This is a genomic window from Pseudomonas sp. GL_091 (assembly GCF_057837725.1).
Genome location: NZ_CM174451.1, coordinates 1358181 through 1383158, shown reverse-complemented (window position 1 = coordinate 1383158; position 24978 = coordinate 1358181). Strand labels below are relative to the sequence as shown.

Annotated in this window: 24 protein-coding genes; 12 read left to right on the top strand and 12 right to left on the bottom strand. The window is 60.6% G+C overall.

Going from position 1 to position 24978, the window contains the following annotated elements; genetic code table 11:
• The first annotated feature begins 327 nt into the window (after nucleotides 1-327).
• The 5 genes from AC3ITY_RS06225 to AC3ITY_RS06205 all read left to right on the top strand — a co-directional run bounded on the left by AC3ITY_RS06225 (nucleotide 328) and on the right by AC3ITY_RS06205 (nucleotide 5325).
• Nucleotides 328-1455, top strand: a complete 1128-nt coding sequence (locus tag AC3ITY_RS06225) for a branched-chain amino acid ABC transporter substrate-binding protein (protein WP_489308129.1) — start codon at nucleotides 328-330, stop codon at nucleotides 1453-1455.
• Between the two features lie 227 nt (nucleotides 1456-1682).
• Complete coding sequence (gene livH, locus AC3ITY_RS06220; protein ID WP_046043982.1) at nucleotides 1683-2606, top strand: high-affinity branched-chain amino acid ABC transporter permease LivH; 924 nt, start codon at nucleotides 1683-1685, stop codon at nucleotides 2604-2606.
• Complete coding sequence (locus AC3ITY_RS06215; RefSeq protein WP_310056572.1) at nucleotides 2603-3859, top strand: high-affinity branched-chain amino acid ABC transporter permease LivM; 1257 nt, start codon at nucleotides 2603-2605, stop codon at nucleotides 3857-3859. Before livH ends, AC3ITY_RS06215 begins: the two co-directional genes overlap by 4 nt.
• On the top strand, nucleotides 3856-4623 hold the full coding sequence (gene livG / locus AC3ITY_RS06210; protein ID WP_477777406.1) for a high-affinity branched-chain amino acid ABC transporter ATP-binding protein LivG: 768 nt from the start codon (nucleotides 3856-3858) through the stop codon (nucleotides 4621-4623). Before AC3ITY_RS06215 ends, livG begins: the two co-directional genes overlap by 4 nt.
• Nucleotides 4624-5325 carry an ABC transporter ATP-binding protein gene (locus tag AC3ITY_RS06205; RefSeq protein WP_046043979.1) on the top strand — a complete coding sequence of 234 codons (702 nt, stop codon included), beginning with the start codon at nucleotides 4624-4626 and terminating at the stop codon, nucleotides 5323-5325.
• Nucleotides 5326-5557: 232 nt separating this feature from the next.
• Here AC3ITY_RS06205 and AC3ITY_RS06200 read toward each other — a convergent pair whose 3' ends face one another.
• Nucleotides 5558-6466, bottom strand: a complete 909-nt coding sequence (locus AC3ITY_RS06200) for a LysR family transcriptional regulator (RefSeq protein ID WP_489308128.1) — start codon at nucleotides 6464-6466, stop codon at nucleotides 5558-5560.
• A 106-nt stretch (nucleotides 6467-6572) separates the two neighbouring features.
• Here AC3ITY_RS06200 and AC3ITY_RS06195 point away from each other — a divergent pair, with 106 nt between their 5' ends.
• The 3 genes from AC3ITY_RS06195 to AC3ITY_RS06185 all read left to right on the top strand — a co-directional run bounded on the left by AC3ITY_RS06195 (nucleotide 6573) and on the right by AC3ITY_RS06185 (nucleotide 9657).
• Nucleotides 6573-7169 (top strand): short chain dehydrogenase, encoded by a 597-nt coding sequence (locus tag AC3ITY_RS06195; protein ID WP_489308127.1) that lies wholly within the window; start codon nucleotides 6573-6575, stop codon nucleotides 7167-7169.
• A 110-nt stretch (nucleotides 7170-7279) separates the two neighbouring features.
• On the top strand, nucleotides 7280-7948 hold the full coding sequence (locus AC3ITY_RS06190; protein WP_489308126.1) for a COG3650 family protein: 669 nt from the start codon (nucleotides 7280-7282) through the stop codon (nucleotides 7946-7948).
• A 95-nt stretch (nucleotides 7949-8043) separates the two neighbouring features.
• Complete coding sequence (locus AC3ITY_RS06185) at nucleotides 8044-9657, top strand: NAD(P)/FAD-dependent oxidoreductase (protein WP_489308125.1); 1614 nt, start codon at nucleotides 8044-8046, stop codon at nucleotides 9655-9657.
• Between the two features lie 131 nt (nucleotides 9658-9788).
• Here the strand turns inward: AC3ITY_RS06185 and AC3ITY_RS06180 are convergent, their stop codons facing one another.
• Nucleotides 9789-10886, bottom strand: a complete 1098-nt coding sequence (locus tag AC3ITY_RS06180; RefSeq protein WP_489310793.1) for a PLP-dependent cysteine synthase family protein — start codon at nucleotides 10884-10886, stop codon at nucleotides 9789-9791.
• A gap of 246 nt (nucleotides 10887-11132) precedes the next feature.
• Here AC3ITY_RS06180 and nhaA point away from each other — a divergent pair, with 246 nt between their 5' ends.
• Nucleotides 11133-12320: a Na+/H+ antiporter NhaA gene (gene nhaA, locus AC3ITY_RS06175; protein WP_223534214.1), complete on the top strand. Its 1188-nt coding sequence runs from the start codon at nucleotides 11133-11135 to the stop codon at nucleotides 12318-12320.
• Nucleotides 12321-12421: 101 nt separating this feature from the next.
• Here the strand turns inward: nhaA and AC3ITY_RS06170 are convergent, their stop codons facing one another.
• A complete protein-coding gene (locus tag AC3ITY_RS06170) occupies nucleotides 12422-12886 on the bottom strand; it encodes an outer membrane lipoprotein (protein ID WP_007992400.1) in 465 nt (154 codons plus the stop codon).
• A gap of 165 nt (nucleotides 12887-13051) precedes the next feature.
• Between AC3ITY_RS06170 and AC3ITY_RS06165 the strand changes: the two genes are divergently transcribed.
• Nucleotides 13052-13288: a hypothetical protein gene (locus AC3ITY_RS06165; RefSeq protein WP_489308124.1), complete on the top strand. Its 237-nt coding sequence runs from the start codon at nucleotides 13052-13054 to the stop codon at nucleotides 13286-13288.
• 5 nt (nucleotides 13289-13293) lie between these two features.
• On the opposite strand, the gene pdxH is transcribed toward AC3ITY_RS06165, so the two are convergent.
• The 5 genes from pdxH to dinG form a co-directional block, all read right to left on the bottom strand.
• Nucleotides 13294-13941: a pyridoxamine 5'-phosphate oxidase gene (pdxH, locus tag AC3ITY_RS06160; RefSeq protein ID WP_489308123.1), complete on the bottom strand. Its 648-nt coding sequence runs from the start codon at nucleotides 13939-13941 to the stop codon at nucleotides 13294-13296.
• Nucleotides 13942-13965: 24 nt separating this feature from the next.
• Entirely contained in the window at nucleotides 13966-14973 is a 1008-nt protein-coding gene (locus tag AC3ITY_RS06155) for an OmpA family protein (protein WP_489308122.1), read from the bottom strand.
• A 113-nt stretch (nucleotides 14974-15086) separates the two neighbouring features.
• Nucleotides 15087-16232 carry a serine hydrolase domain-containing protein gene (locus AC3ITY_RS06150; RefSeq protein ID WP_489308121.1) on the bottom strand — a complete coding sequence of 382 codons (1146 nt, stop codon included), beginning with the start codon at nucleotides 16230-16232 and terminating at the stop codon, nucleotides 15087-15089.
• Between the two features lie 129 nt (nucleotides 16233-16361).
• Nucleotides 16362-18755: a beta-galactosidase gene (locus AC3ITY_RS06145; protein ID WP_489308120.1), complete on the bottom strand. Its 2394-nt coding sequence runs from the start codon at nucleotides 18753-18755 to the stop codon at nucleotides 16362-16364.
• 96 nt (nucleotides 18756-18851) lie between these two features.
• Entirely contained in the window at nucleotides 18852-20996 is a 2145-nt protein-coding gene (dinG, locus tag AC3ITY_RS06140) for an ATP-dependent DNA helicase DinG (protein WP_489308119.1), read from the bottom strand.
• Nucleotides 20997-21095: 99 nt separating this feature from the next.
• Here dinG and AC3ITY_RS06135 point away from each other — a divergent pair, with 99 nt between their 5' ends.
• Nucleotides 21096-21560: a CopD family protein gene (locus AC3ITY_RS06135; protein ID WP_489308118.1), complete on the top strand. Its 465-nt coding sequence runs from the start codon at nucleotides 21096-21098 to the stop codon at nucleotides 21558-21560.
• Nucleotides 21561-21619: 59 nt separating this feature from the next.
• Here AC3ITY_RS06135 and AC3ITY_RS06130 read toward each other — a convergent pair whose 3' ends face one another.
• The 4 genes from AC3ITY_RS06130 to AC3ITY_RS06115 all read right to left on the bottom strand — a co-directional run bounded on the left by AC3ITY_RS06130 (nucleotide 21620) and on the right by AC3ITY_RS06115 (nucleotide 24284).
• A complete protein-coding gene (locus AC3ITY_RS06130) occupies nucleotides 21620-22378 on the bottom strand; it encodes a collagen-like triple helix repeat-containing protein (protein ID WP_489308117.1) in 759 nt (252 codons plus the stop codon).
• On the bottom strand, nucleotides 22371-22649 hold the full coding sequence (locus AC3ITY_RS06125; RefSeq protein WP_489308116.1) for a DUF1145 domain-containing protein: 279 nt from the start codon (nucleotides 22647-22649) through the stop codon (nucleotides 22371-22373). The genes AC3ITY_RS06130 and AC3ITY_RS06125 overlap by 8 nt, the downstream gene beginning before the upstream one ends.
• A 148-nt stretch (nucleotides 22650-22797) precedes the next feature.
• Nucleotides 22798-23505: a PA1041 family peptidoglycan-binding anchor lipoprotein gene (locus tag AC3ITY_RS06120; RefSeq protein WP_489308115.1), complete on the bottom strand. Its 708-nt coding sequence runs from the start codon at nucleotides 23503-23505 to the stop codon at nucleotides 22798-22800.
• 89 nt (nucleotides 23506-23594) lie between these two features.
• The gene (locus tag AC3ITY_RS06115) at nucleotides 23595-24284 is read right to left on the bottom strand and encodes a PA1041 family peptidoglycan-binding anchor lipoprotein (RefSeq protein ID WP_489308114.1); all 690 of its coding nucleotides are present in this window, start codon (nucleotides 24282-24284) and stop codon (nucleotides 23595-23597) included.
• Nucleotides 24285-24476: 192 nt separating this feature from the next.
• On the opposite strand from AC3ITY_RS06115, the gene AC3ITY_RS06110 reads away from it, so the two are divergent.
• Nucleotides 24477-24974 (top strand): DUF6231 family protein, encoded by a 498-nt coding sequence (locus tag AC3ITY_RS06110; RefSeq protein WP_489308113.1) that lies wholly within the window; start codon nucleotides 24477-24479, stop codon nucleotides 24972-24974.
• The last annotated feature ends 4 nt before the right edge of the window (nucleotides 24975-24978 follow it).

The following is a 24978-nucleotide window of genomic DNA, read 5'->3' as shown; positions in this document are numbered from 1 at the left end:
CGCGAATGATAACGTCGGCGGCCTGGCAGAAAAACCCGGATGCAATTGAGTGACCGAAATGAAAAGCGCAGGAAAGCCAGGGAATGCACTGAATCCGGCTATAAGCCCTTCAACACCCCCGCCGCAATTCTGTCTTTTACTTTCAATAAAGCGACACTTGCAGGTATTGTCCCCCGGCGCCGCCTTCCCAGGCTGACAATCGGCGCTCTACACTGTACCGGTACAGTTGCCGAGGGGCTTTTCCGGGGAATGTCGCAGATATCTGACCCGGTTCTGCTGCTTTCGGCGCCAGGACTATAAAAACTACAACAGTAAGAGTGGAGCACTATGACTAAGGCTACTAAGCAGATTTCCAAACTGTTTGCCGCTATGGTTCTGGCCGGGGTTGCCAGCCATTCGTTCGCAGCTGACACCATCAAGATCGGCATCGCGGGCCCTAAAACCGGCCCGGTCACTCAGTACGGCGACATGCAGTTCATCGGCGCCAAGATGGCCATCGAGCAGATCAACGCCAAGGGCGGCGTCGACGGCAAGATGCTCGAAGCCAAGGAATACGACGACGCGTGCGACCCTAAACAAGCCGTGGCCGTCGCCAACAAAGTGGTCAACGATGGTGTGAAATTCGTTGTCGGTCACCTGTGCTCCAGCTCCACTCAACCGGCTTCGGACATCTACGAAGACGAAGGCGTGATCATGATCACCCCGGCTGCCACCAGCCCGGACATCACCACCCGGGGTTACAAAATGGTGTTTCGCACCATCGGTCTGGACAGCGCCCAGGGCCCTGCCGCCGGTAACTACATCGCCAACCACGTAAAACCGAAAATCGTTGCTGTGCTGCACGACAAACAGCAATACGGTGAAGGCATCGCCACTTCCGTGAAGAAAACCCTCGAAGGCAAAGGCGTCAAGGTTGCCGTGTTCGAAGGCCTCAACGCAGGTGACAAGGACTTCTCCTCGATCATCCAGAAGCTCAAGCAAGCCAACGTCGACTTCGTCTACTACGGCGGCTACCACCCGGAACTGGGCCTGATCCTGCGTCAATCCAAGGAAAAGGGCCTGAACGCCAAGTTCATGGGGCCTGAAGGTGTGGGCAACGACTCCATCTCGCAAATCGCCCAGGACGCTTCCGAAGGCCTGTTGGTGACCCTGCCGAAGTCTTTCGACCAGGACCCGTCCAACAAGGCGCTGGTTGAGGCGTTCGCCGCCAAGAAACAGGACCCGACCGGCCCGTTCGTGTTCCCGGCCTACTCGGCCGTCGAAGTGATCGCCGAAGGCATCAAGACCGCCAAGAGCGAAGACACTGCCAAGGTGGCTGAAGCCATTCACAAAGGCACCTTCAAGACTCCGACCGGCGACCTGTCGTTCGACGACAAGGGCGACCTGAAGGACTTCAAGTTCGTGGTTTATCAGTGGCATTTCGGTAAACCAAAGACCGAAGTTTCGCCTCAGTAAACTGGCTCCATAAGTAATAGAGCCCACTGCGCAAGCCGTGGGCTTTGTTTTACGAGGTTAATAGGTCAGAGTCCCGCGATCCGGGAGCTGACTTACCTGAAAATCTTAAAACCGTCACCAGCGGTTCGCTGGCAAACGCTCGTGCGAAGGTGGCTACAGACCACACAGCCCGGGCCGGAACATGACTCCACCAGTGAAATGCGTATCAGGTTTTTAGGAGCGTTGTAATGCCTGAGATCTATCACTTCTTCCAACAGCTGGTTAATGGCCTGACCATTGGCAGCACCTATGCCCTGATTGCCATTGGCTACACAATGGTTTACGGCATTATTGGAATGATCAACTTCGCCCATGGCGAGGTCTACATGATCGGTTCCTACGTGGCCTTCATCGTCCTTGCCGGACTGGCCATGCTGGGTATCCATTCTCTGCCACTGTTGATGACCGCCGCATTCCTGGCGACCATCGTTGTAACCAGTGCCTACGGCTACAGCATCGAACGGATCGCCTACCGCCCTCTGCGGGGCAGTAACCGCCTGATCCCGCTGATCTCGGCCATCGGCATGTCGATCTTCCTGCAAAACTCCGTACTGCTCTCGCAGGACTCAAAGGACAAATCGATCCCCAACCTGATTCCGGGCAGCTTCAGTTTCGGTCCGGGCGGCGCACAGGAAGTGCTGATTTCCTACATGCAGATCCTGGTGTTCGTGGTGACCCTGGTGGTGATGCTCTGCCTCACCCAGTTCATCTCGCGTTCACGCTTGGGACGTGCCTGCCGGGCCTGTGCCGAAGACATCAAGATGGCCAACCTGCTGGGCATCAACACCAACAACATCATCGCCCTGACCTTCGTTATCGGTGCTGCCCTGGCGGCCGTGGCGGCTGTATTGCTCAGCATGCAGTATGGCGTGATCAACCCGAACGCCGGATTCCTGGTGGGCCTCAAGGCCTTTACCGCGGCGGTACTGGGTGGCATCGGCAGCATTCCGGGCGCCATGCTCGGTGGTCTGGTGCTGGGGGTGGCGGAAGCATTCGGTGCCGATATATTCGGTGACCAGTACAAGGACGTGGTGGCTTTCGGCCTTCTGGTTCTGGTGTTGTTATTCCGGCCAACCGGCCTGTTGGGGCGTCCGGAGATTGAGAAAGTATGACTAGGAATCTTAAACAAGCGCTGTTCAGCGCCCTGCTGGTCTGGGCCGTGGCCTATCCGGTACTCGGTCTGAAACTGTCCATCGCCGGTATCAACCTCGAAGTACTGGGTGCCAGTACCTCCACGCTGTTCATCATCACCGCCAGTTCGGTGCTGATGTTCCTGCGGGTGCTGTTCGACAAGCAGTGGAGCACCATGATGAAGTCAGCACCGAAAGGCTCGCTGGTTTCGCCGAAGGTCAGCCACTTCATGACCCTGCCCAGCACCCAACGCTGGATCATTATGGGGTTGATCGTGGTCGCTCTGGTGTGGCCGTTCTTCGGCTCGCGCGGTGCGGTGGATATCGCCACGCTGATTCTGATCTATGTACTGCTCGGTCTGGGCCTGAACATCGTGGTCGGTCTGGCGGGGTTGCTCGACCTGGGCTACGTCGGTTTCTACGCGGTGGGCGCCTACAGCTATGCGCTGCTGTCGCACTACTACGGCCTGAGCTTCTGGATCTGCCTGCCCATCGCCGGACTGATGTCTGCGACGTTCGGCTTCCTGCTGGGCTTCCCGGTACTGCGTCTGCGCGGTGACTATCTGGCGATCGTGACCCTGGGCTTCGGTGAGATCATCCGTCTGTTCCTGCGTAACCTGACGGACCTCACGGGCGGACCGAACGGCATCAGCAACATCCCAAAACCGTCGCTGTTCGGCCTGAGCTTCGATAGAACGGCCGCCGAAGGCATGCAGACCTTCCACGAGTACTTCGGCCTGACCTACAACCCCGTCAGCAAGGTGGTATTCCTCTACCTTGTGGCTCTGTTGCTGGCGCTGTTCGCGCTGTTCGTGATCAACCGCCTGCTGCGCATGCCGATCGGCCGTGCCTGGGAAGCCTTGCGTGAGGATGAAATCGCCTGCCGTGCCTTGGGCCTGAACCCGACCGTGATCAAGCTGTCGGCCTTCACCCTGGGCGCCTGCTTCGCCGGATTTGCCGGTAGCTTCTTCGCCGCACGTCAGGGTCTGGTGACGCCGGAGTCATTCACCTTCATCGAATCGGCCACCATCCTCGCCATCGTGGTGCTGGGCGGAATGGGCTCGCAACTAGGCGTGGTCCTCGCGGCCGTCGTAATGATTCTGTTGCCCGAGCTGATGCGTGACTTCAGCGAATACCGCATGTTGATGTTCGGTGCCTTGATGGTGCTGATGATGATCTGGCGTCCTCAAGGTCTGCTGCCCATGCAACGTCCTCACATGGAGCTGCGTAAATGAGCCGCGAGATCCTTAAAGTAGAAAATCTGAGCATGCGCTTCGGCGGTTTGCTGGCGGTCAACGGCGTAGCCCTGAGCGTGAAGGAAAAGCAGGTCGTGGCACTGATCGGCCCCAACGGCGCCGGCAAAACCACCGTGTTCAACTGCCTGACCGGCTTCTACAAGCCGAGCGGCGGCAGCATCCTGCTGGACGGAGAGGCCATCGAGGGCCTGCCCGGCCACAAGATCGCCCTCAAAGGCGTGGTGCGTACTTTCCAGAACGTGCGGCTGTTCAAGGACATGACCGCGGTCGAGAACCTCTTGATCGCCCAGCACCGTCACCTGAACACCAACTTCCTGTCTGGTCTGTTCAAGACCCCGTCATTTCGCAGAAGCGAACGCGAGGCCATGGAGTACGCCGAGTACTGGCTGGAAAAGGTTCACCTCAAGGAGTTCGCCAACCGTCCGGCCGGCACCCTGGCCTACGGTCAGCAACGTCGCCTGGAAATCGCCCGCTGCATGATGACCCGCCCGCGGATCCTCATGCTCGACGAACCGGCCGCCGGCCTGAACCCAAAGGAAACCGAAGACCTCAAGGCGCTGATCAGTTTGCTGCGTGAAGAGCACAACGTCACCGTGCTGCTGATCGAGCACGACATGAAACTGGTCATGAGCATTTCCGACCACATCGTCGTGATCAACCAGGGCACCCCCCTGGCCAACGGTACGCCGGAACAGATCCGCGACAATCCTGAAGTGATCAAAGCCTACCTGGGGGAAGCGTAAATGCTGCAGTTCGAAAACGTTTCCACCTTCTACGGCAAGATCCAGGCCCTGCACAGCGTCAACGTCGAAGTCCGTCAGGGCGAGATCGTGACCCTGATCGGCGCCAACGGTGCCGGCAAGTCGACCCTGCTGATGACGCTCTGCGGTTCGCCGCAGGCCCACAGCGGCAGCATCCGCTACATGGGTGAGGAACTGGTCGGCCAGGACTCCTCGCAGATCATGCGCAAGAGCATTGCCGTGGTGCCGGAAGGTCGTCGGGTGTTTTCCCGCCTGACCGTGGAAGAAAACCTCTCCATGGGTGGTTTCTTCACCGACAAGGGCGATTATCAGGAACAGATGGACAAGGTTCTCGGACTTTTCCCACGCCTGAAAGAGCGCTTCGCCCAGCGCGGCGGCACCATGTCCGGTGGCGAACAGCAAATGCTCGCCATCGGCCGCGCGCTGATGAGCAAGCCCAAGCTGTTGCTGCTCGACGAGCCTTCCCTGGGCCTGGCACCGATCATCATCCAGCAGATCTTCGACATCATCGAACAGCTGCGCAAGGACGGTGTGACTGTGTTCCTGGTCGAGCAGAACGCCAACCAGGCGCTGAAAATCGCTGACCGTGCCTACGTGCTGGAGAACGGCCGGGTGGTGATGCAAGGCACCGGTGAAGCACTGCTGACCGACCCGAAAGTGCGCGAAGCGTACCTCGGTGGTTGAGCCATTGCGGTAAACAAAAAACGGCCTTCGGGCCGTTTTTTTATGTCTTCAGTAGGGAGCTTTTGTGGCGAGGGAGCTTGCTCCCGCTCGACTGCGCAGCAGTCGCAAAACCGGAAAACGCAATATCCCTGACAGATCGCGATTGCAGGTTTCAGGGTCGCTTCGCGTCCCAGCGCGAGCAAGCTCGCTCGCCACAGGTTGTCGTTAACCTGAAAAATCTCGGTGTGATGACTCAAAGCCGATCCAGCGCCTCCCCACTGCGCTTGAACCACCCAATCAAATAATCCGCCAGTACCTGCGTGCGCTTGGGCAAACCGCCCTGATACGGATGCACCAGGTACATCGGCATGCTGCGGGTCTGATAATCGCGCAGCAGCCATCGCAAACGCCCGTCCGCCAGTTCTGCTGGCAAACAGTAGGATGGCAGGCGTGCAATACCGGCGCCGACCAGTGCGGCTTTCTTCAACAGGTTGTAGTGGTTGCTGGCGAACGGCCCCGACACCCGCACCCGCAACAACTCATGCTGCTGGTGATACAGCCATTCTTCGCGACCGCTGTAATGGCTGTTGAGCAGGCAACGATGCTCGGCCAGCGCCTGGGGCGTTTGCGGTTCACCGTATTGCTCCAGATAGGCCGGGCTGGCACAGGTCAGCTCTTGCCACGCCAGCAGCGGACGCGCCACCAGTCGCTGGTCAATCGCCACGTCAGAGCGAATCGCCAGGTCGAAGCCGTCGCGAGACAATTCACGGTAGCTGTTGTTGAGCTCCAGCTCGATCTGCACCTGGGGATACTTGGCGGAGAACTCCAGCAACAGGCCATCGAAGAAGGTTTCCCCGAGCGACACCGGCACTGTCATCCGCACCGGGCCGGCCATGTCGTCCTTCAGGCGCGCCAGGGCCTGGCGCGCCCGCTCGACTTGCACCACCAGCGCCTGGGCCTGCGGCAACAACGCAGCGCCAGCTGCGGTCAGGCTCAAGCGGCGGGTGGTACGTTGCAACAACACCACGGAAAACTGTGCTTCCAACTGGCTGATGCGCTTGGACAGCTGGCCTTTGCTGCAACCGAGCTGCTGCGCCGCCAGGGTAAAACTCCCCGCCTCGATCAACACCGCGAACGCGGCCAGGTCATCCATCTCGCTCATGGATTGTTTCCATTTGAAAACCAAAGGTTGCCTATTAGTGCGCTTATCTGAAGAAAAAACCACCCTAAACTGATACCTCGTTCAACCCACACGAGGATCAGCCCCCATGAAAATTCTTTTGATCGGCGCAGGCGGCACCATCGGTTCAGCCGTCGACAAGGAACTGTCGCAACGCCACGAAATCATCCGCATCGGTCGTACCAGCGGCGACTTTCAGGTGGACATCAGCGACAGCACCTCGATTCGCAAGCTGTTCGAGCAGACCGGCAAATTCGATGCACTGGTGTGTGCCGCCGGCAACGTGACCTTCGCACCGCTCAACGAGATGACCGAAGAGAGCTTTGCCCTGGGCCTGAAAGACAAGCTCATGGGCCAGGTCAATTTGCTGCTGATCGGCCGCGAGTTCGCCAACGACGGCGCTTCGTTCACCTTCACCACCGGTGTACTCAGCCACGATCCGATCCGTAGCGGCGTTTCGGCCTCGCTGGTCAACGGTGCACTGGACAGTTTTGTCCGCGCCGCCGCCATTGAACTGCCACGCGGCCTGCGGGTGAATTCGATAAGCCCGAATGTCCTGGTCGAAGCCATGGGCAAATACGCGCCATACTTCCGTGGCTTCAAGCCGGTGCCTGCGGCGGATGTGGCTTTGGCCTACGCCAAAAGCGTGGAAGGCCTGCAAACAGGTCAGACCTTTCACATCTGAAGGTGAAAAATCGCAACCTGCGTCAGCGCCAATACAAAGTGGAGACGATAACGGGTTGTGATGAACAGTCAGGCTGAGTAACGTGGCGGCACTTGTCAGGAGACCCCAAGATGCGTGTTGCCCGTTCCTTAGTCCTCGTTGCCCTGCTTCCGCTGTTCGCCGCTTGCCAGTTGTTCGACGGTGAACGGCAGAGCGACTCCCATGTCGGCCAGACACGCATGCAAGGCCAGTTGACCGCGGCAGACGGCAAACTGCTGTTCCAGCCGTGTAACCAGGCAAACCGCTACGTGGTCAACGACACGGGCGGTACCAGCGTCCTGCAGCAGGCCGCAAACCTGGCGGATAAGCAGGGCAAGCTGTTTGCCGACGTGCGCGGGCGGGTTGTGGCCGGCAGCGGTGGTGACGGCCAGCTCGATCTGGAGCAGTTGTACCGCGTCGAGAGCTCGAGCAACGCGTGCGATGATCCGAATTTCAAGCTGCTGATCCTGCGCGCCGCCGGCCACACCCCGGAGTGGAGCGTGAAAGTCAGTGGCAAAGGCATGGTCCTCGACCGGGCCGGCCAGCCGCCGTTGGCCGTGCCTTACGTCGAGGAGCAACTGGGCGATGGCCGTTTCAACCTCAGCACCGAAGCCAACAACCAGCACATCGAACTGTGGGTTGCACCGCAACGTTGCGTCGACAGCAGCACCGGCAGCACCCAGCACATGAGCGCCGAACTGCGCATCGACGGTCAGGTACAGCGCGGCTGCGGGTATTTCGGCGGATCGCGCGACGACTGATCGTTTAAGCCTCACGGGCCTGCACCTTTGAGGCTTATAATCGCGGGCTTCAAACGCCCTGGCGCAGTTGTGCGCCCCGCGAACCGGATCCCGCCATGTTACGAATCACCGAACTCAAGTTGCCGATCGACCATCCCAAAGAAGACCTGCGCCCTGCCATCGTGCAGCGCTTAGGGCTTGCCAGCGATGACCTGCTCGATTTCACCTTGTTCAAGCGCAGCTACGATGCGCGTAAAAAATCCTCCGAACTGTGCTTCATCTACACCATCGACCTTGAAGTTCGCGATGAGGCGGCGGTACTGCACAAGTTTGTCGATGACCGTAACGTCAGCGTGGCGCCGGATGTCAGCTACAAAGCGGTAGGCCAGGCACCGGCCGACCTGAGCGCGCGGCCGATCGTCGTCGGCTTCGGTCCGTGCGGGATTTTCGCCGGGCTGCTGCTGGCGCAAATGGGCTTCAAGCCGATCATCCTCGAACGCGGCACAGAAGTACGCCAGCGCACCAAGGACACCTGGGGCCTGTGGCGTAAAAGCGTGCTCAACCCGGAATCCAACGTGCAGTTCGGCGAAGGCGGCGCGGGGACATTCTCCGACGGCAAGCTCTACAGCCAGATCAAGGACCCGAAATTCCTCGGTCGAAAAGTCCTGCACGAATTCGTCAAGGCCGGTGCCCCGGAAGAAATCCTCTACGTCAGCAAACCGCATATCGGTACGTTCCGCCTGACCGGCGTCGTGGAAAACATGCGTGAGCAGATTCGCGCCCTCGGCGGCGAAGTGCGCTTCCAGCAGCGTGTCACCGACGTGTTGATCGACGATGGCCAACTGGTCGGCGTCGAACTCAACGGTGGCGAGCAGATCCACTCCAAGCACGTGATCCTGGCCCTCGGCCACAGCGCCCGTGACACCTTCCGCATGCTCCACGGCCGTGGCGTATTCATGGAAGCCAAGCCGTTCTCGGTGGGTTTCCGCATCGAGCACCCGCAGTCGCTGATCGACCGTGCGCGCCTGGGCAAGTACGCCGGCCACCCGAAACTGGGCGCCGCCGACTACAAACTGGTGCACCATGCCAAGAACGGCCGTTCGGTCTACAGCTTCTGTATGTGCCCGGGCGGTACCGTGGTAGCGGCGACTTCCGAGCCGAACCGCGTGGTCACCAACGGCATGAGCCAGTACTCGCGTAACGAGCGCAATGCCAACTCCGGTATCGTCGTCGGCATCACCCCGGAAGTCGATTATCCGGGCGGCCCGCTGGCCGGTATCGAGCTGCAGGAACGCCTGGAATCCCACGCATTCGTGCTGGGCGGCAGCAACTACGAAGCCCCGGCGCAACTGGTCGGCGATTTTATCGCGGGCAAACCGTCCACCGAACTGGGCAGCGTCGAGCCGTCCTACAAACCGGGTGTTGCCTTGGGTGATCTGGCGCTGGCACTGCCGGCTTTCGCCATCGAAGCGATTCGCGAAGCCCTGCCGGCGTTCGAGAAGCAGATTCGTGGTTACTCGCTGCACGACGCGGTGTTGACCGGCATCGAGACACGCACCTCCTCACCACTACGCATTACCCGTAACGAGTCTTTGCAGAGTCTGAACGTGAAAGGCTTGTTCCCGGCCGGTGAAGGCGCGGGTTATGCGGGCGGGATTCTGTCGGCGGGTGTTGACGGGATTCGCATTGCCGAAGCAGTGGCTCGGGATATCCTCGGTCTCGACGCCTGATACCAATCTAATGTGGGGCGGGCTTGCTCGCGAAGACGGTTTCACATCCAACATATGTGTTGGCTGATCCACCGCTTTCGCGAGCAAGTCGGATCGCCGCACCGCCGCTCCCACATTTGATCTTCTGTGTGTCAGATATTGGCGCGCAGTACTGACGCCGGCAACGGCTCACCCCGCTCCACCGTCGCTGCCACCGCAGCCATCAAACCACTCAGCTCATACCCTTGAGCCTTGAGCCAATCCTGATCGTAATAGGTCGTGGCATAGCGCTCGCCGCTGTCACACAGAATCGCCACCATCGACCCCGTCTCCCCCGCCGCCTTCATGTGCTGGGCGGCCATCAGTGCGCCAATGAGGTTGGTCCCGCTCGACCCACCCACATGCCGCCCCAGACGCTCCGCCAGGTAGTGCATGGCCGCCAGTGACAGGGCATCCGGCACCTTGACCATCGCGTCGATCACCTTGGGCAGAAACGACGCTTCCACGCGCGGCCGGCCAATGCCTTCGATACGCGAGCCGTGGTCCAGCCGCAGGCTGGCATCGCCGGTCTGGTAGTAATCGAAGAACACCGAACGCTCGGCATCGGCACACAGCACACGGGTGCAATGCTGGCGATAACGCACGTATCGGCCCAGGGTGGCCGTGGTGCCACCAGTGCCGGGACTGGAAATCAGCCAGCTCGGCTCGGGATGCTGCTCGAAACGCATCTGCTGAAAGATCGACTCGGCAATGTTGTTGTTCGCCCGCCAGTCGGTGGCACGCTCGGCGTAGGTGAACTGGTCGATGAAATGCCCGTCGTGTTCGCGCGCCAGACGCTCGGACTCGGCGTAGATCTGGGTCGGATCGTCCACCAGGTGGCTTTGGCCACCGTAGAAGGCGATTTGCGCGATCTTTTCCTTGGACGTGGTCGCCGGCATCACCGCAATGAACGGCAAGCCCAGCATACGCGCGAAATACGCTTCGGAAATCGCCGTGGAACCGCTGGAAGCTTCAATGACCGGCGCGCCGGGCTTGAGCCAGCCGTTACACAGCGCATACAGGAACAGCGAACGGGCCAGGCGGTGCTTGAGGCTGCCCGTGGGGTGGCTGGACTCATCCTTGAAGTACAACTCGATCCCTGGAAAACCCGGCAGCGGCAAGGGGATCAAGTGGGTGTCGGCGCTGCGCTGGAAATCGGCTTCGATGATCCGGATCGCTTCGCGGGACCACTGTCGGTTGTCGCTCATGATGGTTTTCTCGTTGAATCGGGCAGGAGTCGGCCTTTGACAAGGCTCATCGAACAAGCTTAGGAAAAAACCTACATTCAGCACAGATACAGCTGGGGTCCAATACGCCCGGCAACTGCTAGGCTCAGGTCGGTGCTGACGGATCACTCTGTAACGACATATAACAAAAAAGAATATAACTTTTGTTTTAACAACTAACAGTACTTGTTAGGGTGTAACACCTTTTGAATTCACAGATGGAGAGCGACCTTGCCTCTGCGTAGCACTTTCACGCGTTTCTTTCAGTTGGAAGCTGCCAGCGGTCTGTTACTGATCGCCGCTGCCGTTCTGGCTCTAATCATCAACAACTCGCCACTGTCGTGGTTGTACAACGGCCTGCTGGACACCCCCGTGGTGGCGCAGATCGGCGCGCTGAAAATCGCCAAACCGGCGTTGTTGTGGATCAACGACGGCCTGATGGCGCTGTTCTTCCTGCTGATCGGCCTGGAAGTGAAGCGCGAAGTCCTCGACGGCCAGTTGTCCAAACCGTCGCAAATCGTCCTGCCCGGTGCCGCCGCCATTGGTGGCATGGTGGTGCCGGCGCTGATCTACTGGTACCTCAATCGCGACACGCCACCGGCTCTGAACGGCTGGGCCATCCCGACCGCCACCGACATCGCGTTCGCCCTTGGCGTGCTGGCATTGCTGGGCAAACGGGTTCCGGTATCGCTGAAACTGTTCCTGATGACCCTGGCGATCATCGACGACCTCGGCGCGATCATCATCATTGCGATTTTCTATTCCGGCGCGTTGTCGACCCTGTCCCTGGCGCTGGCCGCGGCCTGTATTGCGGCGCTGATCGGGATGAACCGGCTTGGCGTGGTCAAGCTCGGGCCGTACATGATCATTGGCTTGATCCTCTGGGTCTGCGTACTCAAGAGTGGTGTCCACGCCACGCTGGCCGGCGTGACCCTGGCTTTCTGCATTCCGCTACGCACTAAAAATGCCGAGCCTTCGCCGCTGCTGACCCTGGAACACGCCCTGCACCCGTGGGTCGCCTACGGCATCCTGCCGCTATTCGCCTTTGCCAATGCCGGCCTGTCCCTGAGCGGCGTCACTGTCGAAAGCTTCACTCACCACGTTCCCATGGGCATCGCCATCGGGCTGCTGCTGGGCAAGACCGTCGGTGTCTTCGGCCTGACCTGGCTGGCCGTGAAAACCGGTATCGCCGCCCTGCCCCAAGGCGCCAATTGGGGCCAGATACTGGGCGTGGCGATTCTCTGCGGCATTGGTTTCACGATGAGTCTGTTTGTCGGCTCGCTGGCCTTTGAGCCGGGCGTGAGTGATTTCGCCGGGATGGACCGCATGGGGATCCTGACCGGTTCGATTCTGGCCGCGCTGATCGGTTATGGGGTGACGGCGATGGCGAGTCGCAAGAGCTCCAACCTGGCATCCTGATAAACCGATAACGCCTGGCACCAATCAAGACTCACCGCAGCTAAAAACAAAAAACCCGATCAGTCACCTGATCGGGTTTTTTGTTTATCCAGTGTTTGCGTTTAGTGCGAAACGCGGCTTGTGCCATTCACACTTGCGATGCGCACACGCTCGCCAACACGGAACACTTCGTTCGGCTGAACTTCCTGAACGTAGGCGCGCATGCTGCCATCGTCTTCGCGTACGGTGATTTCCACGCCCTGGGTGCGGGTCAGGCCTTCTTCAGCGGCCGAACCGAGCAGACCGCCGGCCACAGCACCGATGACGGCAGCAACGACGCTGCCTTTGCCGCCACCAATGGAGCTGCCGCCAACGCCGCCGACCACTGCGCCTGCAGCGCCGCCGATCGGGGTTTTGGTGCCTTCGATTTTCACCGGACGCAATGCTTCGATGGTGCCCATGCGTACGGTCTGCACACGACGCGCCTCGTCACGGGAATAGGAGTCACCGGTCAGGCTCGATTGGCAACCAGTGAGCAACATCGCCATCGTGGAAAAGGAAGCAACCAGCAGAACAGACTTACGCATAGCATCAACTCCAAAGAAACAGGTATTCATTAAACTCCGCAGCTTGACGCCTGTCACGGCATCGCCCGGGTAAAATTGGTTTGATTCAGGCTCCGTTAAGGCGCCGCCACGAACTCACACAGTAGCGGCAAATTCGCAAAGCTGCCCCACTGGCCAAGGATTTCAATGGACTACTTTATCATCGTCGTCACGACTGTTGCCGGTTTGTACTTCCATTGGTGGCTGTACGTGCGGATCAAACGCTGGATGGACCGCGACCTGGCGCTAGCGCTGGCGGGCAAGGACGAGCAGAAAAAAGCCTTCATGCTCGAACAATTGGCGAGTGCTCAGGCGCAGAAGATCAAGCGTCGAGACCTGCCGAAGTGGCTGGAGGCCGCTGCAGCAGGCTATCCCAGTCGGTAGACTGCTCAGGGTGCCAGACGTTCAAGAATCCAGTCGGCGCCCTGCTGGCGGTAATTGAGGCGGTCGTGCAGGCGGCTTGGGCGGCCCTGCCAGAATTCGATGCGCTCCGGCAGCAGGCGATAACCGCCCCAGTGTTCCGGGCAATGCGGCTGGGTGTCGCTGAAACGTTGCTCGGTGTCCTTGAGCAGCGTTTCGAGCTCGCCACGACCGGCGATCACGCGGCTCTGCGGCGATGCCCAGGCCCCCAGGCGACTGCCCAGCGGACGGACTTGATAATAGGCGTCGGACTCTTCAGGCGTGACCTTCACCACCCGCCCTTCGATGCGCACCTGGCGCTCCAGCGCCGGCCAGAAAAACGTCATGGCCGCGAACGGATTCGCGGCCAGGTGCTGGCCCTTGGCGCTTTCGTAGTTGGTGAAAAAGGTGAAGCCCTGTTCGTCCAGGCCCTTGAGCAACAAAATGCGACAGTGTGGTCGACCGTCCTGGTCGACCGTGGCCAGGGTCATGGCGTTGGCTTCCACCGGCGCCTGTTCGGTTTTCACCGCGTCGGCGAACCACTGGTGGAACAGCGCAAACGGCTCGGCCGGGGCTTGTGCCTCGGTCAGGCCATCACGGGTGTAGTCACGACGCATATCAGCCAGATCCTGGGTCATGGCGCATTCCTTTTGGTTAGCGAATCACTGTTTTGCAGTATCGGTGGCGACGACTTTCTTGTCAGCCGCGGAGGCTTTGGCTGGCGTGGTCTTTTTTGCCGGCGTTGCGGTTTTCGCTGGTGCTTTCTTGGCCGGCGCTTTTTTCGCGGGGGCTTTTTTCATCGCTGGAGCAGCAGCCTTTTTAGTCGCAGGGGCCGGTGTCACAGGCTTGGCGACCGGCTTGACGTCAGCGGCAGCGACCATGGTCGCAGGCGCCGGGGCCGGCATGTTGTACTTGCTCAGCAGCGCGACCATGGTGTTCTGTGGGGTCACCAGCAGTTCCACGCGGCGGTTCAACGCACGCCCTTGCACGCTGTCGTTGGCGGCACGCGGTGCATCACCGCCCAGGCCACGCAACATCAAGCGATCACGCTGCAAACCACTGAGGCGGAAAATCGCCGCAACGGCCTGGGCACGCTCCTGGCTCAGTTTGACGTTGGCAGGCGCAGCGCCGGACGTATCGCTGTGGCCGAGGATCAACACAGCGGTCTTTGGATCGGCTTCAAGGATTTTCGCAACCCGGGTAAACGGGCCGAGTGTGACCGGCAGCAGCATGGCCGGACGATCAGGGTTGAACGAGCCTTCGACCGGCGCAGTCACCACCAGCACGTTTTCGCGGCGCTCGAGTTGCATGTTGCTGCCCTTGACCGCCTCGCGCAGACGCGGTTCGTAGTCGTCAAGCCAGGCCTGGGTGACTTTTGGGTCTGGCATCGGCACAGCTTTGGCGGCGCTTTGCTCGCTTGCGCCGAACGGCCAGTACCACTTGCTGCCGCTATCGGTTTCGGCCTTGGCCAGCGCAACAGGTTTGACTACAGGTTTCACCTCCGGCTTGACCACGGGCTTGCCGGCGCTCTCGTCGGAACCGAACGGCCAGAACCAGTGACTGCCGCTTTCAGTCTTGGCGACAGGTGCCGTCGCGTCTTTCTGTGGAGTCTGTGCGCAACCGGTAATAGCGAAGCACAGGGCCAAAGCGAGGGTTTTATTGGATGACATTGGATATCCACAAAAATGAAGTCAAAAAAAACAGGCCACATTGGCCGGAAGAAGCAGACGCTTTGAAACTGGAAAGGCTAACGGGTTCCAGCCCTGGAACCCGTTAGTCGTTTTTACAGACAAGTGGCCAGAACCCGCACCAGCTTTTGCGCGCGCGGGTCCATCAAGACGTACGGCCCCAGGGTATTTGTCACAAATCCGAAAGCCACATCGTGCTCCGGGTCGGCAAAACCGATGGAACCGCCGGCACCCGGATGACCAAACGCCCGCGGGCCAAGGCCGAAGGTGGCATTGGCAACGTCCGGTTGATCGAGCATGCAGCCCAGGCCGAAACGGGTCCTGGTCAATAAAGTCTTGTCCTCACCAAGGCTGTGCTCACGAGTCAGTTCATCGAGCATTTCGCTTTCCAGCAGGCTGCCGTCGAGCAGGCCGGCGTAGAACCCGGCCAGGCTGCGGGCATTGCCATGGCCATTGGCGGCCGGCTGCTGCATGCGTCGCCACTCGGGTTTGTTGGTGCTGGTCATGATCGACGGCGGGTTAGTGAACGCCCGGGTCGTCATGGCCGTTGGCTCACGCATGGTCACTTGCAGCAGGCGCTGGGCGGCGGCATCGCCGACATTGCCCTTGCCCCGCGCAATGTGGGCCACGCGATGGAACTCTGCGTCGGCCAGGCCCACATGGAAGTCCAGGCCCAACGGTTTGGCGACCCGCGCGACGATGGATTCACCCGGCCCGCGACCGTCGGCACGGCGCAGCAATTCACCGACCAGCCAGCCATAGGTGATTGCCGCGTAACCGTGGCCTTCGCCCGGCGTCCACCACGGCGTTTCGGCGGCCAGGGCGTCGACCATGATTTGCCAGTCGTAAAGGGCTTCGGGGGCCAGTAACTCGCGCAATGCCGGAAGGCCGGCCTGATGACAGAGCAGTTGACGCAGGGTGACGGACTCTTTGCCGGCAGCGGCAAATTCGGGCCAGTAGCGCGCGACCGGGGCATCCAGTTGCAGCTTGCCTTCGGCCACCAGTTGCAGCGCGGTGACTGCGGTAAAGGTCTTGGTGCAGGAGAACAGGTTGGCGATGGTATCGCTGTGCCAGGCCTCGGCCCCGTCCTTGTCGGCAGTGCCGGCCCACAGATCGACAACGGTTTCGCCGCCGACCTGGATGCACAACGCTGCGCCACGTTCCTGGGGATCGTCGAACAGCGCCGCGAACGCCTCTCGCACCGCTTCGAACTTAAGCTCGTAATGACCCTGAATCTGCACCCGTAACTCCCCGGATTAATGCTCTACAAAGTGGCCGGCATTGTTCCAGCCCTTGAGGGTTTTGGGAACAGGGTTGGGCTGGATGGTTGTGGCGAGGGGGCTTGCCCCCTCGCCACAGGGTTTCAGGGATTAATGGCCTTTGCCGGAATGCCCACCAGCGCCCTTCCCCGGCCCCTTGCCGGCCTCGGCCTTGCGGCCGCCCTCGGCGTCGTGGCTGGCTTTGTCGGCGGCGGCCGCAGCCTTCTCGGCCTCTTTGCCCAGTTGCTCGACTGTCGCCAGGTTGCTCTTGCGCACGCTGTCGACAAAGCCCTGGAACGGCAGATCAGTGATGCCCACCAATCCGAAGTGACCGTTTTCACCGTCAAGCAAGCGCCCGGTGACCGGTTGATCGAGGTACTGGAACCAATGCACGCCGACAATCGACGGCTCGCTCAATGCCTGCTTGAGAAAGTTGGCGTACGCCGGACCGCGGTCCTCTTCCTTCGCCAACGGCGTGACGCCGCCCCAGAACGGGCCACGATCAGCCGAGCCGAAATTGAACTCGGTGATCAGCACCGGTTTGTCGAGACTGCGCAACTTGGCGAAGTCGTAACCATCCTGAGGTTGCAGGGTGTACATGTTGAAGCTCAACACGTCGCAATACTGGGCGCAGGACTCCACGGCTTCCGGCGTGCTGATGGCAAAACGGCCGCCGAGCAGTAACTGGTTCGGCGCGTGCCACTTGAGCGAGTCGGAGATGGTCTTGAAGTAAGTGTCGGCAAAGACCTTCTGGAAGTATTTGAAGTCGGCTTCGATTTCCGGGTGCTCGGCACTCGGGAGCGGCGGTACGAACCCCGGATCTTCCATCAGCTCCCAGGCTGGCAGATCAATGCCCCAGGCTTTCGACAGGCCAGCCTGATTGCGGTACTTGTCACGCAGCTGCTTGAGAAATGCGCGCTTGGCCGGCACGTCGGTGGTCATTTTCAAGGTGCCGTAGGCCAGCGCATAACGGGCTTTCGGGTCGTCGCCGGGACCGGCCCAGGCCAGTTCGTTGTCGGCGTAGTAACCGATCAGCCACGGATCGTCACGATGATCGCGGGCGGCAATCGCTACCGCACGCTCGGTGGCCATGGCGAAACGCGGGTCAAACGGGTCGGGCATGCCGCCCCACCAGTCAGTGCCGGTGCTGATGCTGGCGTAGTCGCCGACGATCGACAGCGGCAAGGTGTACGGCACGCGATCCGCGTCGCCCAGTACGGGGGCGCTCCAGTTGCCAATGGTGTTGAAGCCCCAGGCCTGCAAGCGATCAAGGGTATGACTGGACCAGCGCTGCTCGTCGAACTGCGCCTTGCACGGTTCGACAGGTTTTTGCTCGGCGGCTGTCGCTTCGGTCTTGGCCGCTTCGGCGACACCGGTCTTGGTATCGCTACCCTTCGCGCACGGATCGCCATACAGACGCTGCAGATTGGCGCCGTAGAAGTCGTACCAGCGCCCGGCATTGTAGCCGCGGCCCTGATCGGCACCGTTGCCGCCACGGTTGTCGCCTTCACCGAAATGACTGGCCAGGGCCTCGTCCGCCTTGGGCAGGGATTCGAACATCCACTCGCGACCGGCAACGTAAGTCTGGTTGACGTCTGCAGCGACGGTGTTAACCCCTAGCGAATAAAACGGATGGCCTTCCGGCGTCACCAGATACCAGCGTCCGTCGCGTTTCTCGGTGCGGAAAAAGCCGTTGGCCTTGAAGGACGGGCCTTTGGTTAGACCACCGAACTTGTCCAGGGACGACTTTTCACGCTCGGCCAGCCAGGTTTTCAGTTGCTGCTGCTCCTTGCTGGCGGCGCTTTTCAATTGTTCATCGCTGCTGATTTTTTCCGGCCATTTGTCTCGGGTCGACTGGCCGTAAGCATCCACCAACCCACCATATACGGCTTGGGTGACCGACTCGCCGTCCTGCACACCAAAGCGTTCCAGCAAGATGCTTTGTGCGGCTTTCGGCTGGTCCATCGACAAACTCACCGACACCACCTGGCTGCGATCCAGTTCACCGGCGCTGCTGGCCAGCAACACTCGCTGACCCTCGACAGTCATCGGCATCGGCGGGCCAGACTTCATGCCCTGGCTCAGCGGTGATGTCGCTTGCAAAGGCACCAACAGGGTTTGCGCAGGCCCCGCCGGCAGATCGACGCGACTGACCAGTGTCTTGCCGTCGTTGCTCTGGATGGTCACGTACAGGGTCAAGGCCCAGTTCATGGCGCTCTGGATCCGCAGGCTCATGACACCCGACTGCGACCAGTCCCAGGCGCCAGTTTGCGGGGTCAGGCGCAAAGTCGGCCGGGCGACCGGGTTGAACGTCACCCGGCGCAGCACTTCGCCCTCGGGGGTTTGCTCGGCGTTGGATTGCGGCAGGCTGGCGTCCTGAGTCGCCACCTGAACCACGTCGGCGGGGCGCACAAAGTTGAACAGCGTCTGCTGGCTGGCAGGGGCGGCCAACAGCGGTGTTGCGAACAGCAGGGCAAAAACAGCAGGCAACGAACGGCAAATCATGAGAACGAAATTCTCCCTAACGACCTTCAATGGGCCAGTGAAAAAGCGATGGCAGAGAGATAGACAACGCGGTGGGCAAAACTGCCCACCGGTGCTTCAGGAAATTTCTCGACGGAACGGCGGCAACGCGTTGAGGATGGCTTTGCCATAGCGCTGGGTCACCAGGCGCCGGTCGAGCAAGGTGATGGTGCCGCGGTCTTCTTCGGTGCGCAGCAAGCGACCGCAGGCCTGGACCAACTTCAGCGAGGCGTCCGGCACGGAGATTTCCATGAACGGATTGCCGCCCCGGGCTTCGATCCACTCGGCCAGCGCCGCTTCGACCGGATCATCGGGCACCGAGAAAGGAATTTTGGCAATGACCACGTGCTCGCAATAGGCACCGGGCAAGTCGACCCCTTCGGCGAAGCTCGCCAGGCCGAACAACACGCTGGAATCCCCACCATCGACTCGCGCCTTGTGCTTGTTGAGGGTTTCCTGTTTCGACAGGTTGCCCTGGATGAACACTTGCTTGCGCCAGTCGCGGTCGAGGCCGTCGAACACGTCCTGCATCTGTTTACGCGAGGAAAACAGCACCAGCGTGCCCCGCGAGCCTTCGACCAATTCAGGCAGATCACGAATGATCGCGGCGGTGTGCGCCGCAGCATCACGCGGGTCGGCGTTCAGGTTCGGCACCCGCAACACACCGGCGTCGGCATGATGGAACGGGCTTGGCACCACCGCCGTCACGGCCTTCTTCGGCAAGCCGGCGCGCATGCGGAAGCGGTCGAAGGTGCCGAGGGCAGTCAAGGTCGCCGACGTCACCAGACAGCCATACGCCACGTTCCACAGGTTGCGGCGAAGCATTTCCGCCGCGAGGATGGGGCTTGCGTTGACTTCAATATCGAACAGCGAACCACTTTCGGCCAGGGTCAGCCAGCGGGCCATGGGCGGGTTGTCTTCCGGGTCTTCCACTGTGAAGGCGGTCCACAACTCCCAGTTGCCCGAGGAGCGGGACAACAGGCTGCCGAACAGCGGATACCACTCTTCGGCCTGGTTGCTGGCTATGCCGATGTTGACCTCGCCGTCCATGCCTTCCTTGAGCAACTCGGTCAAGCGGGTGAACACATCGGTCAACCGCGCGAAGCCTTTCTTCAGTTCGATGCCCATCTCGCGCATGTGCTCGGGAATCACCCCGCCGACGAATCGGTGACGCGGGCGCTCGCGGCCTTCGACGTCTTCGCCGGGTTTGAAATCGGCAATCTGCTCGCACGCGGTAAACATGAACTGCTGCTGGGTCTTGATCTCCCGCGCCAGCTCCGGCACCTGCTCGATAAGCTTACCCAGGTCCCCCGGCAGCGGGTGCTGGGCCAGAAGCTTGGTAAGGTTCTTGGCGGTGGTTTCCAGCCAGTCAGCGGTGGAGCGCAGGCGCGTGTAATGGGCGAAGTGGCCGATGGCCTTGTCCGGCAGGTGATGGCCTTCGTCGAACACGTAGATGGTGTCGCGCGGGTCCGGCAGCACGGCACCGCCGCCCAGCGCCAGGTCGGCCAGGACCATGTCGTGGTTGGTGACGATCACGTCGACCTTGCCCATGCCTTCGCGGGCCTTGTAGAAGGCGCACTGGCCAAAGTTCGGGCAATGGCGGTTGGTGCACTGGCTGTGGTCGGTGGTCAGGCGCGCCCAGTCGGCGTCTTCCAGGGCGGTGGACCAACTGTCGCGGTCGCCGTCCCACTTATTGCCGGCGAGTTTTTCGATCATGCTGGTGAACAGCTTCTGGCTGGCCTCGTCGACCTCGATCTTGAAACCTTCTTCTTCGAACAACTGCGCCGTGGCGGTCTGCGCGTGGCCTTCCTGAAGCAACATGTCGAGCTTGGACAGACACATGTAGCGCCCGCGCCCCTTGGCCAGGGCGAAGCTGAAATTCAGCCCGCTGTTGCGCATCAGGTCGGGCAGGTCCTTGTAGACGATCTGCTCTTGCAGGGCCACGGTGGCCGTGGCGATCACCAGGCGCTTACCGGCAGCCTTCGCCGTGGGAATCGCCGCCAGGCTGTAGGCCACGGTCTTGCCGGTACCGGTGCCGGCTTCCACCGCGACAATCGCGGGGTCGCCACTGCGCCGGCCTTCGTCGTCGGTGTCGATGTCACCCAGGACCTTGGCGACTTCGGCGATCATCAGGCGTTGGCCGTAGCGCGGCTTGAGGCTCTTGGCTTCGAGAAAACGCGAGTAGGCGCCCTGGATCGTGGTTTTGAGTTCAGTGCTGATCATGGTTTGTCGGGCGCAAAAAACGCTGGATAAATTTTCAGTAGTTCGGTTCGGTCGCTATCATACCCCGCTAATTAATCCCGCGCAGAACGGAGTACCCCAATGACACCTTTTAGCCTCATTTATAGCCTGCATGTACTGGCTGCCCTGGTCTGGGTCGGCGGCATGTTTTTCGCCTGGATGGTCCTGCGCCCCGCCGCGATCAAGGCACTTGAAGGCCCTGCCCGGTTGAAGTTATGGGTAGAAGTGTTTCAAGGTTTTTTCCGCTGGGTCTGGGTGGCGGTGGTGCTGTTGCCAGTCAGCGGCGTGGGCATGCTGCATATGCATTTCAATGGTTTTGAAGCTGCGCCGCGTTATGTGCAGGTGATGATGGGCTTGTATGTGGTGATGACCGCGCTGTTTATCCGCATTCAGGCGCTGATGCTGCCGGAACTGCGCGCCGCCGTGGCCGAGCAGGACTGGCCCGCGGGTGCAGCGGTGCTGGGGCGGATCCGCAAGTTGGTGGGGATCAATCTGCTGGTGGGGTTGGCGGTGGTGGCGATTGCTGCGGCTCGACCGATGTTTTGAATCTGCCGAGCTTTTGTGGCGAGGGGCAAGCCCCCTCGCCACAGGGCTCTAGGCGCTTCTTACATCCGCTGTACTGTCACCGAACCCGCCGCGCCTTCCGGCCCAGGCTGACCATCAGCTCCAGGTTTACCGTTCTTGCCGCCATCAGCCTTGTAAATCAGGCAGCCCTTGGCCTTGCCACCCGCGCCCGGTTTGCCGCCTGGGCCGGCCAGGCCACCGGCACCGCCGGCAACCTGAACCTTGATCCGGTCTGCCGGGAAGTCGTGCGGCACTGCCAGTTTGACCAGCGCCCCCGGTGCGCCCGGCTGACCATTGCTGCCATCACTGCCATCGGCACCGCGCCCCGCCTGACCCCAGGTGCAGCCCGGCTCCTGACCGTTAGCACCGTCAAGACCAACGAACCCCGGCGCGCCCGCACCACCGCGAGCATCAACGATCAATTGCGCTGCGTTCAGTGTCTTGATCTGCAAATCAAGGTTGCGCCCGGATCGAGCGGCCTTCTGGTAAGTCCCGGGGGCGCCACGGGAGGTGATCTGGCTGCCTTCGGACAAGTCAGCGCGACGGACCTTCAGCGCCAGCGCCTGTTCCCCCGGCACGATGGCAATGCGCGCTTCACGCCCCAGATGCAATTCACCCACGGTGACTTCTGTAACGTTCGAAGGAATCAGCAAGGTGCCGTAATCGGCCACTTCCAGGCGTTCCAGTTGCAGGGTGCTGGCGGTGTTGGGCAAGCGCATCAGCGAGTTGGGTTCGACACTCACCACCTGTGCGCTGGCCAATGGGCTGATGAGTGCGGCGAGCAGACAGAGTTTACGCATGGGAAGCCTTCGAAGCGGTTGGGGCTGGAATGGTTTGCAGGTGGAACACACCGAAAATGACGATCTTCAGGCGGTCAAGCCAGGGATGGACGCGACCCCGGAGGCTGCGATAGCACAGCAACGCTTCCAGAAGATGGATGAACCCCAACAGGCCGCCGGCCAGATTGACCAACGGGTGCAGCGGAAAGACGAAGGGTGTGAGCAGATTGACCAGCACTACCGACCAGAACAGCAAGGTCAGTACCCGCCCCAGCCCCCATAAGACTTTCATACGCGCCCCCGATGAGAATTATTGTTTGCGCGCACAGTAACGGCTTCCACGCGGGTTAAGCCAGAGGGCAACGGAAAAATCTTCATGGAGGCCGCCGAACGGCCGTCGCAGCGTTCACACCTGTCGCCCGACGGCTCTATCTCTTGGCTCAGCGATTTATATGCAGGTCCACGCGACGGTTTTTCGCACGACCTTCTTCTGTTCCGTTGTCGGCAATCGGTTGGCTCGCGCCCTTGCCTTCGCTGGTGACTTTGTTCGGCGCGACACCCTGGCTCAACAGGTATTCCGCCACGCTGCTGGCACGCCGCTCCGACAAGGCCTGGTTATAGGCATCCGAACCGACGCCGTCGGTATGGCCGACCACCTTGATGCTGACCACATCGGCATCCTCGAACTTGCTCATCAACGCGTCCAGCTGACTCTTCGCCGTCGGGGTCAGGTTGGATTGATTGAAGACAAACAGTACATCGCTCAGAGTAATGACTTCGGATTGCGCAGGTTCGGCCTGGACGCTGTCCGGATACTGCGGCGCCGGGCAACCGCGATGGTCGACCGGGGTATTGGCGGGGGTGTCAGAGCAACGGTCGCGTCTGTCGAAAACGCCGTCGCCGTCTTCGTCGCCATCCTGGGCATAGCAGATCAACCCACCGGACAAGATACCCAGCGCCGCCCCACCCGCGGCCCAACTGCCACTTTCGATTGCGCCCAGGCCACCACCGACCAGACCGCCGATGAGGCTGCAAATTGGCCAGGTGCGTTGATTGAGGGGGGCAGTGCCATCACTGTGGGTCGCGCAGCCGGTCAACAGGCTGCCAAGTAGCAGAACCGGCAAGACGGTCCTTGTGAGAACGATCATATTGAAAGCTCCTGTGTACCGGCCAATACCGGTTACACAGGAGTAAAGACCCGCATCCGCGACTGCACAAGGCGCGGATGCGAGGGGGCTTAACGCTGGATTTTGATTTCCGTACGACGGTTCTGTGCACGACCGTCAGCGGTTTTGTTGTCAGCAACCGGCTGGCTTTCACCGGCACCGACAACCGACACGAAGTTGCTGCGAGGTACGCCTTGCTCGATGAGGTATTCAACCACCGAGTGCGCGCGTTTATCCGAGAGTTTCTGGTTGTAGGCATCGCTGCCCACACTGTCGGTATGGCCGGTTACGGTCAGTTGAGCAGTCGGGGCTTCGGCTTTCAGGCGAGTAGCAATCTTGTCGAGTACCTGTTTGTCGGACGGGGTCAGCGTGGACTTATTAAACTGGAAGTGAACATCGCGGATGACGATGGTTTCTTCCTTGACCACAACCGCCTCTTCGACCACAGGTGCTGGTGGTGGGCAACCGTTGGCATCGACCCGAACGCCTTTAGGCGTGCCAGGGCACTTGTCGCGACTATCCAGCACACCATCGCCGTCTTCGTCGCCATCACCGTGCACCCAGCAATAAGCCGCTGCCGTACCGCCGACGAGCAGAGCGCCATACCCTGCCCATGCCGAGCTTTCGGTCGCACCGAGGCCCGCGCCCACGACACCACCCACCGCCGCACAGGTCGGCCAGTCGGTTTTCTGCAAACCTGCGCAACCAGTCAAGACACTGGTTAGCAGAACCAAGGGTAATGCTGTCCGAACTATGCTCATCTAGTTTTCTCCTGAAGGATCGGCTTAGAACCGATTCAGGTAGTAAAGACCCGAGTTTTAAACTCCGCCAGCAATAGGCCATGCTGTTTATTCGCGCATTATCAGCGGCAGGTTGACGCTTTTGTCGCCAAGACGCTCTAGGCCCGAACGTTCGGGCAGGCTAGTCTTGGCAGATCTGATTGAGGATCTTCGATGATTGCAGGTATTTCTTCACGCACGCCGCAGCAGGCACTGGCAGCTTTACTTGACCGATATAGCCCCGCGCGCCTGTTGTTGATCGGCGCGAGCGAGTTCCCGGCGCTGGAGGCGTTCAAACTCGCTCACCCGGACAGCAACGTCGCTTTCGCGGCCCCCGGCCCGTTGCCCGACGAGTTGGCGGCCCGCCGTTTCGACCTGGCCCTGGTGGTCGATTGCCTGGAGCATTTGCCCAAGCGCGACGGCCTGAACCTGCTGGGCGGCATTCGCAACCTCAACGCCAGCCGCATCGCCGTGCTGGCGGATCTGCCGGCCTGCGGCTGGCAGGAAACCGACTTTTTCTCCCTGGCCCTGCAAGCCAGCGAACGCTTTCAACGGGACGAACAGGTCTTGACCCTGTTTACCTACGATCTGCTTGAATACAAGCAAGTCCCCGACTGGCTCAATTCCCGTTTCTGGGCCAATCCGGAAAACTTCGGGAAATACTGGTGGTAATGCA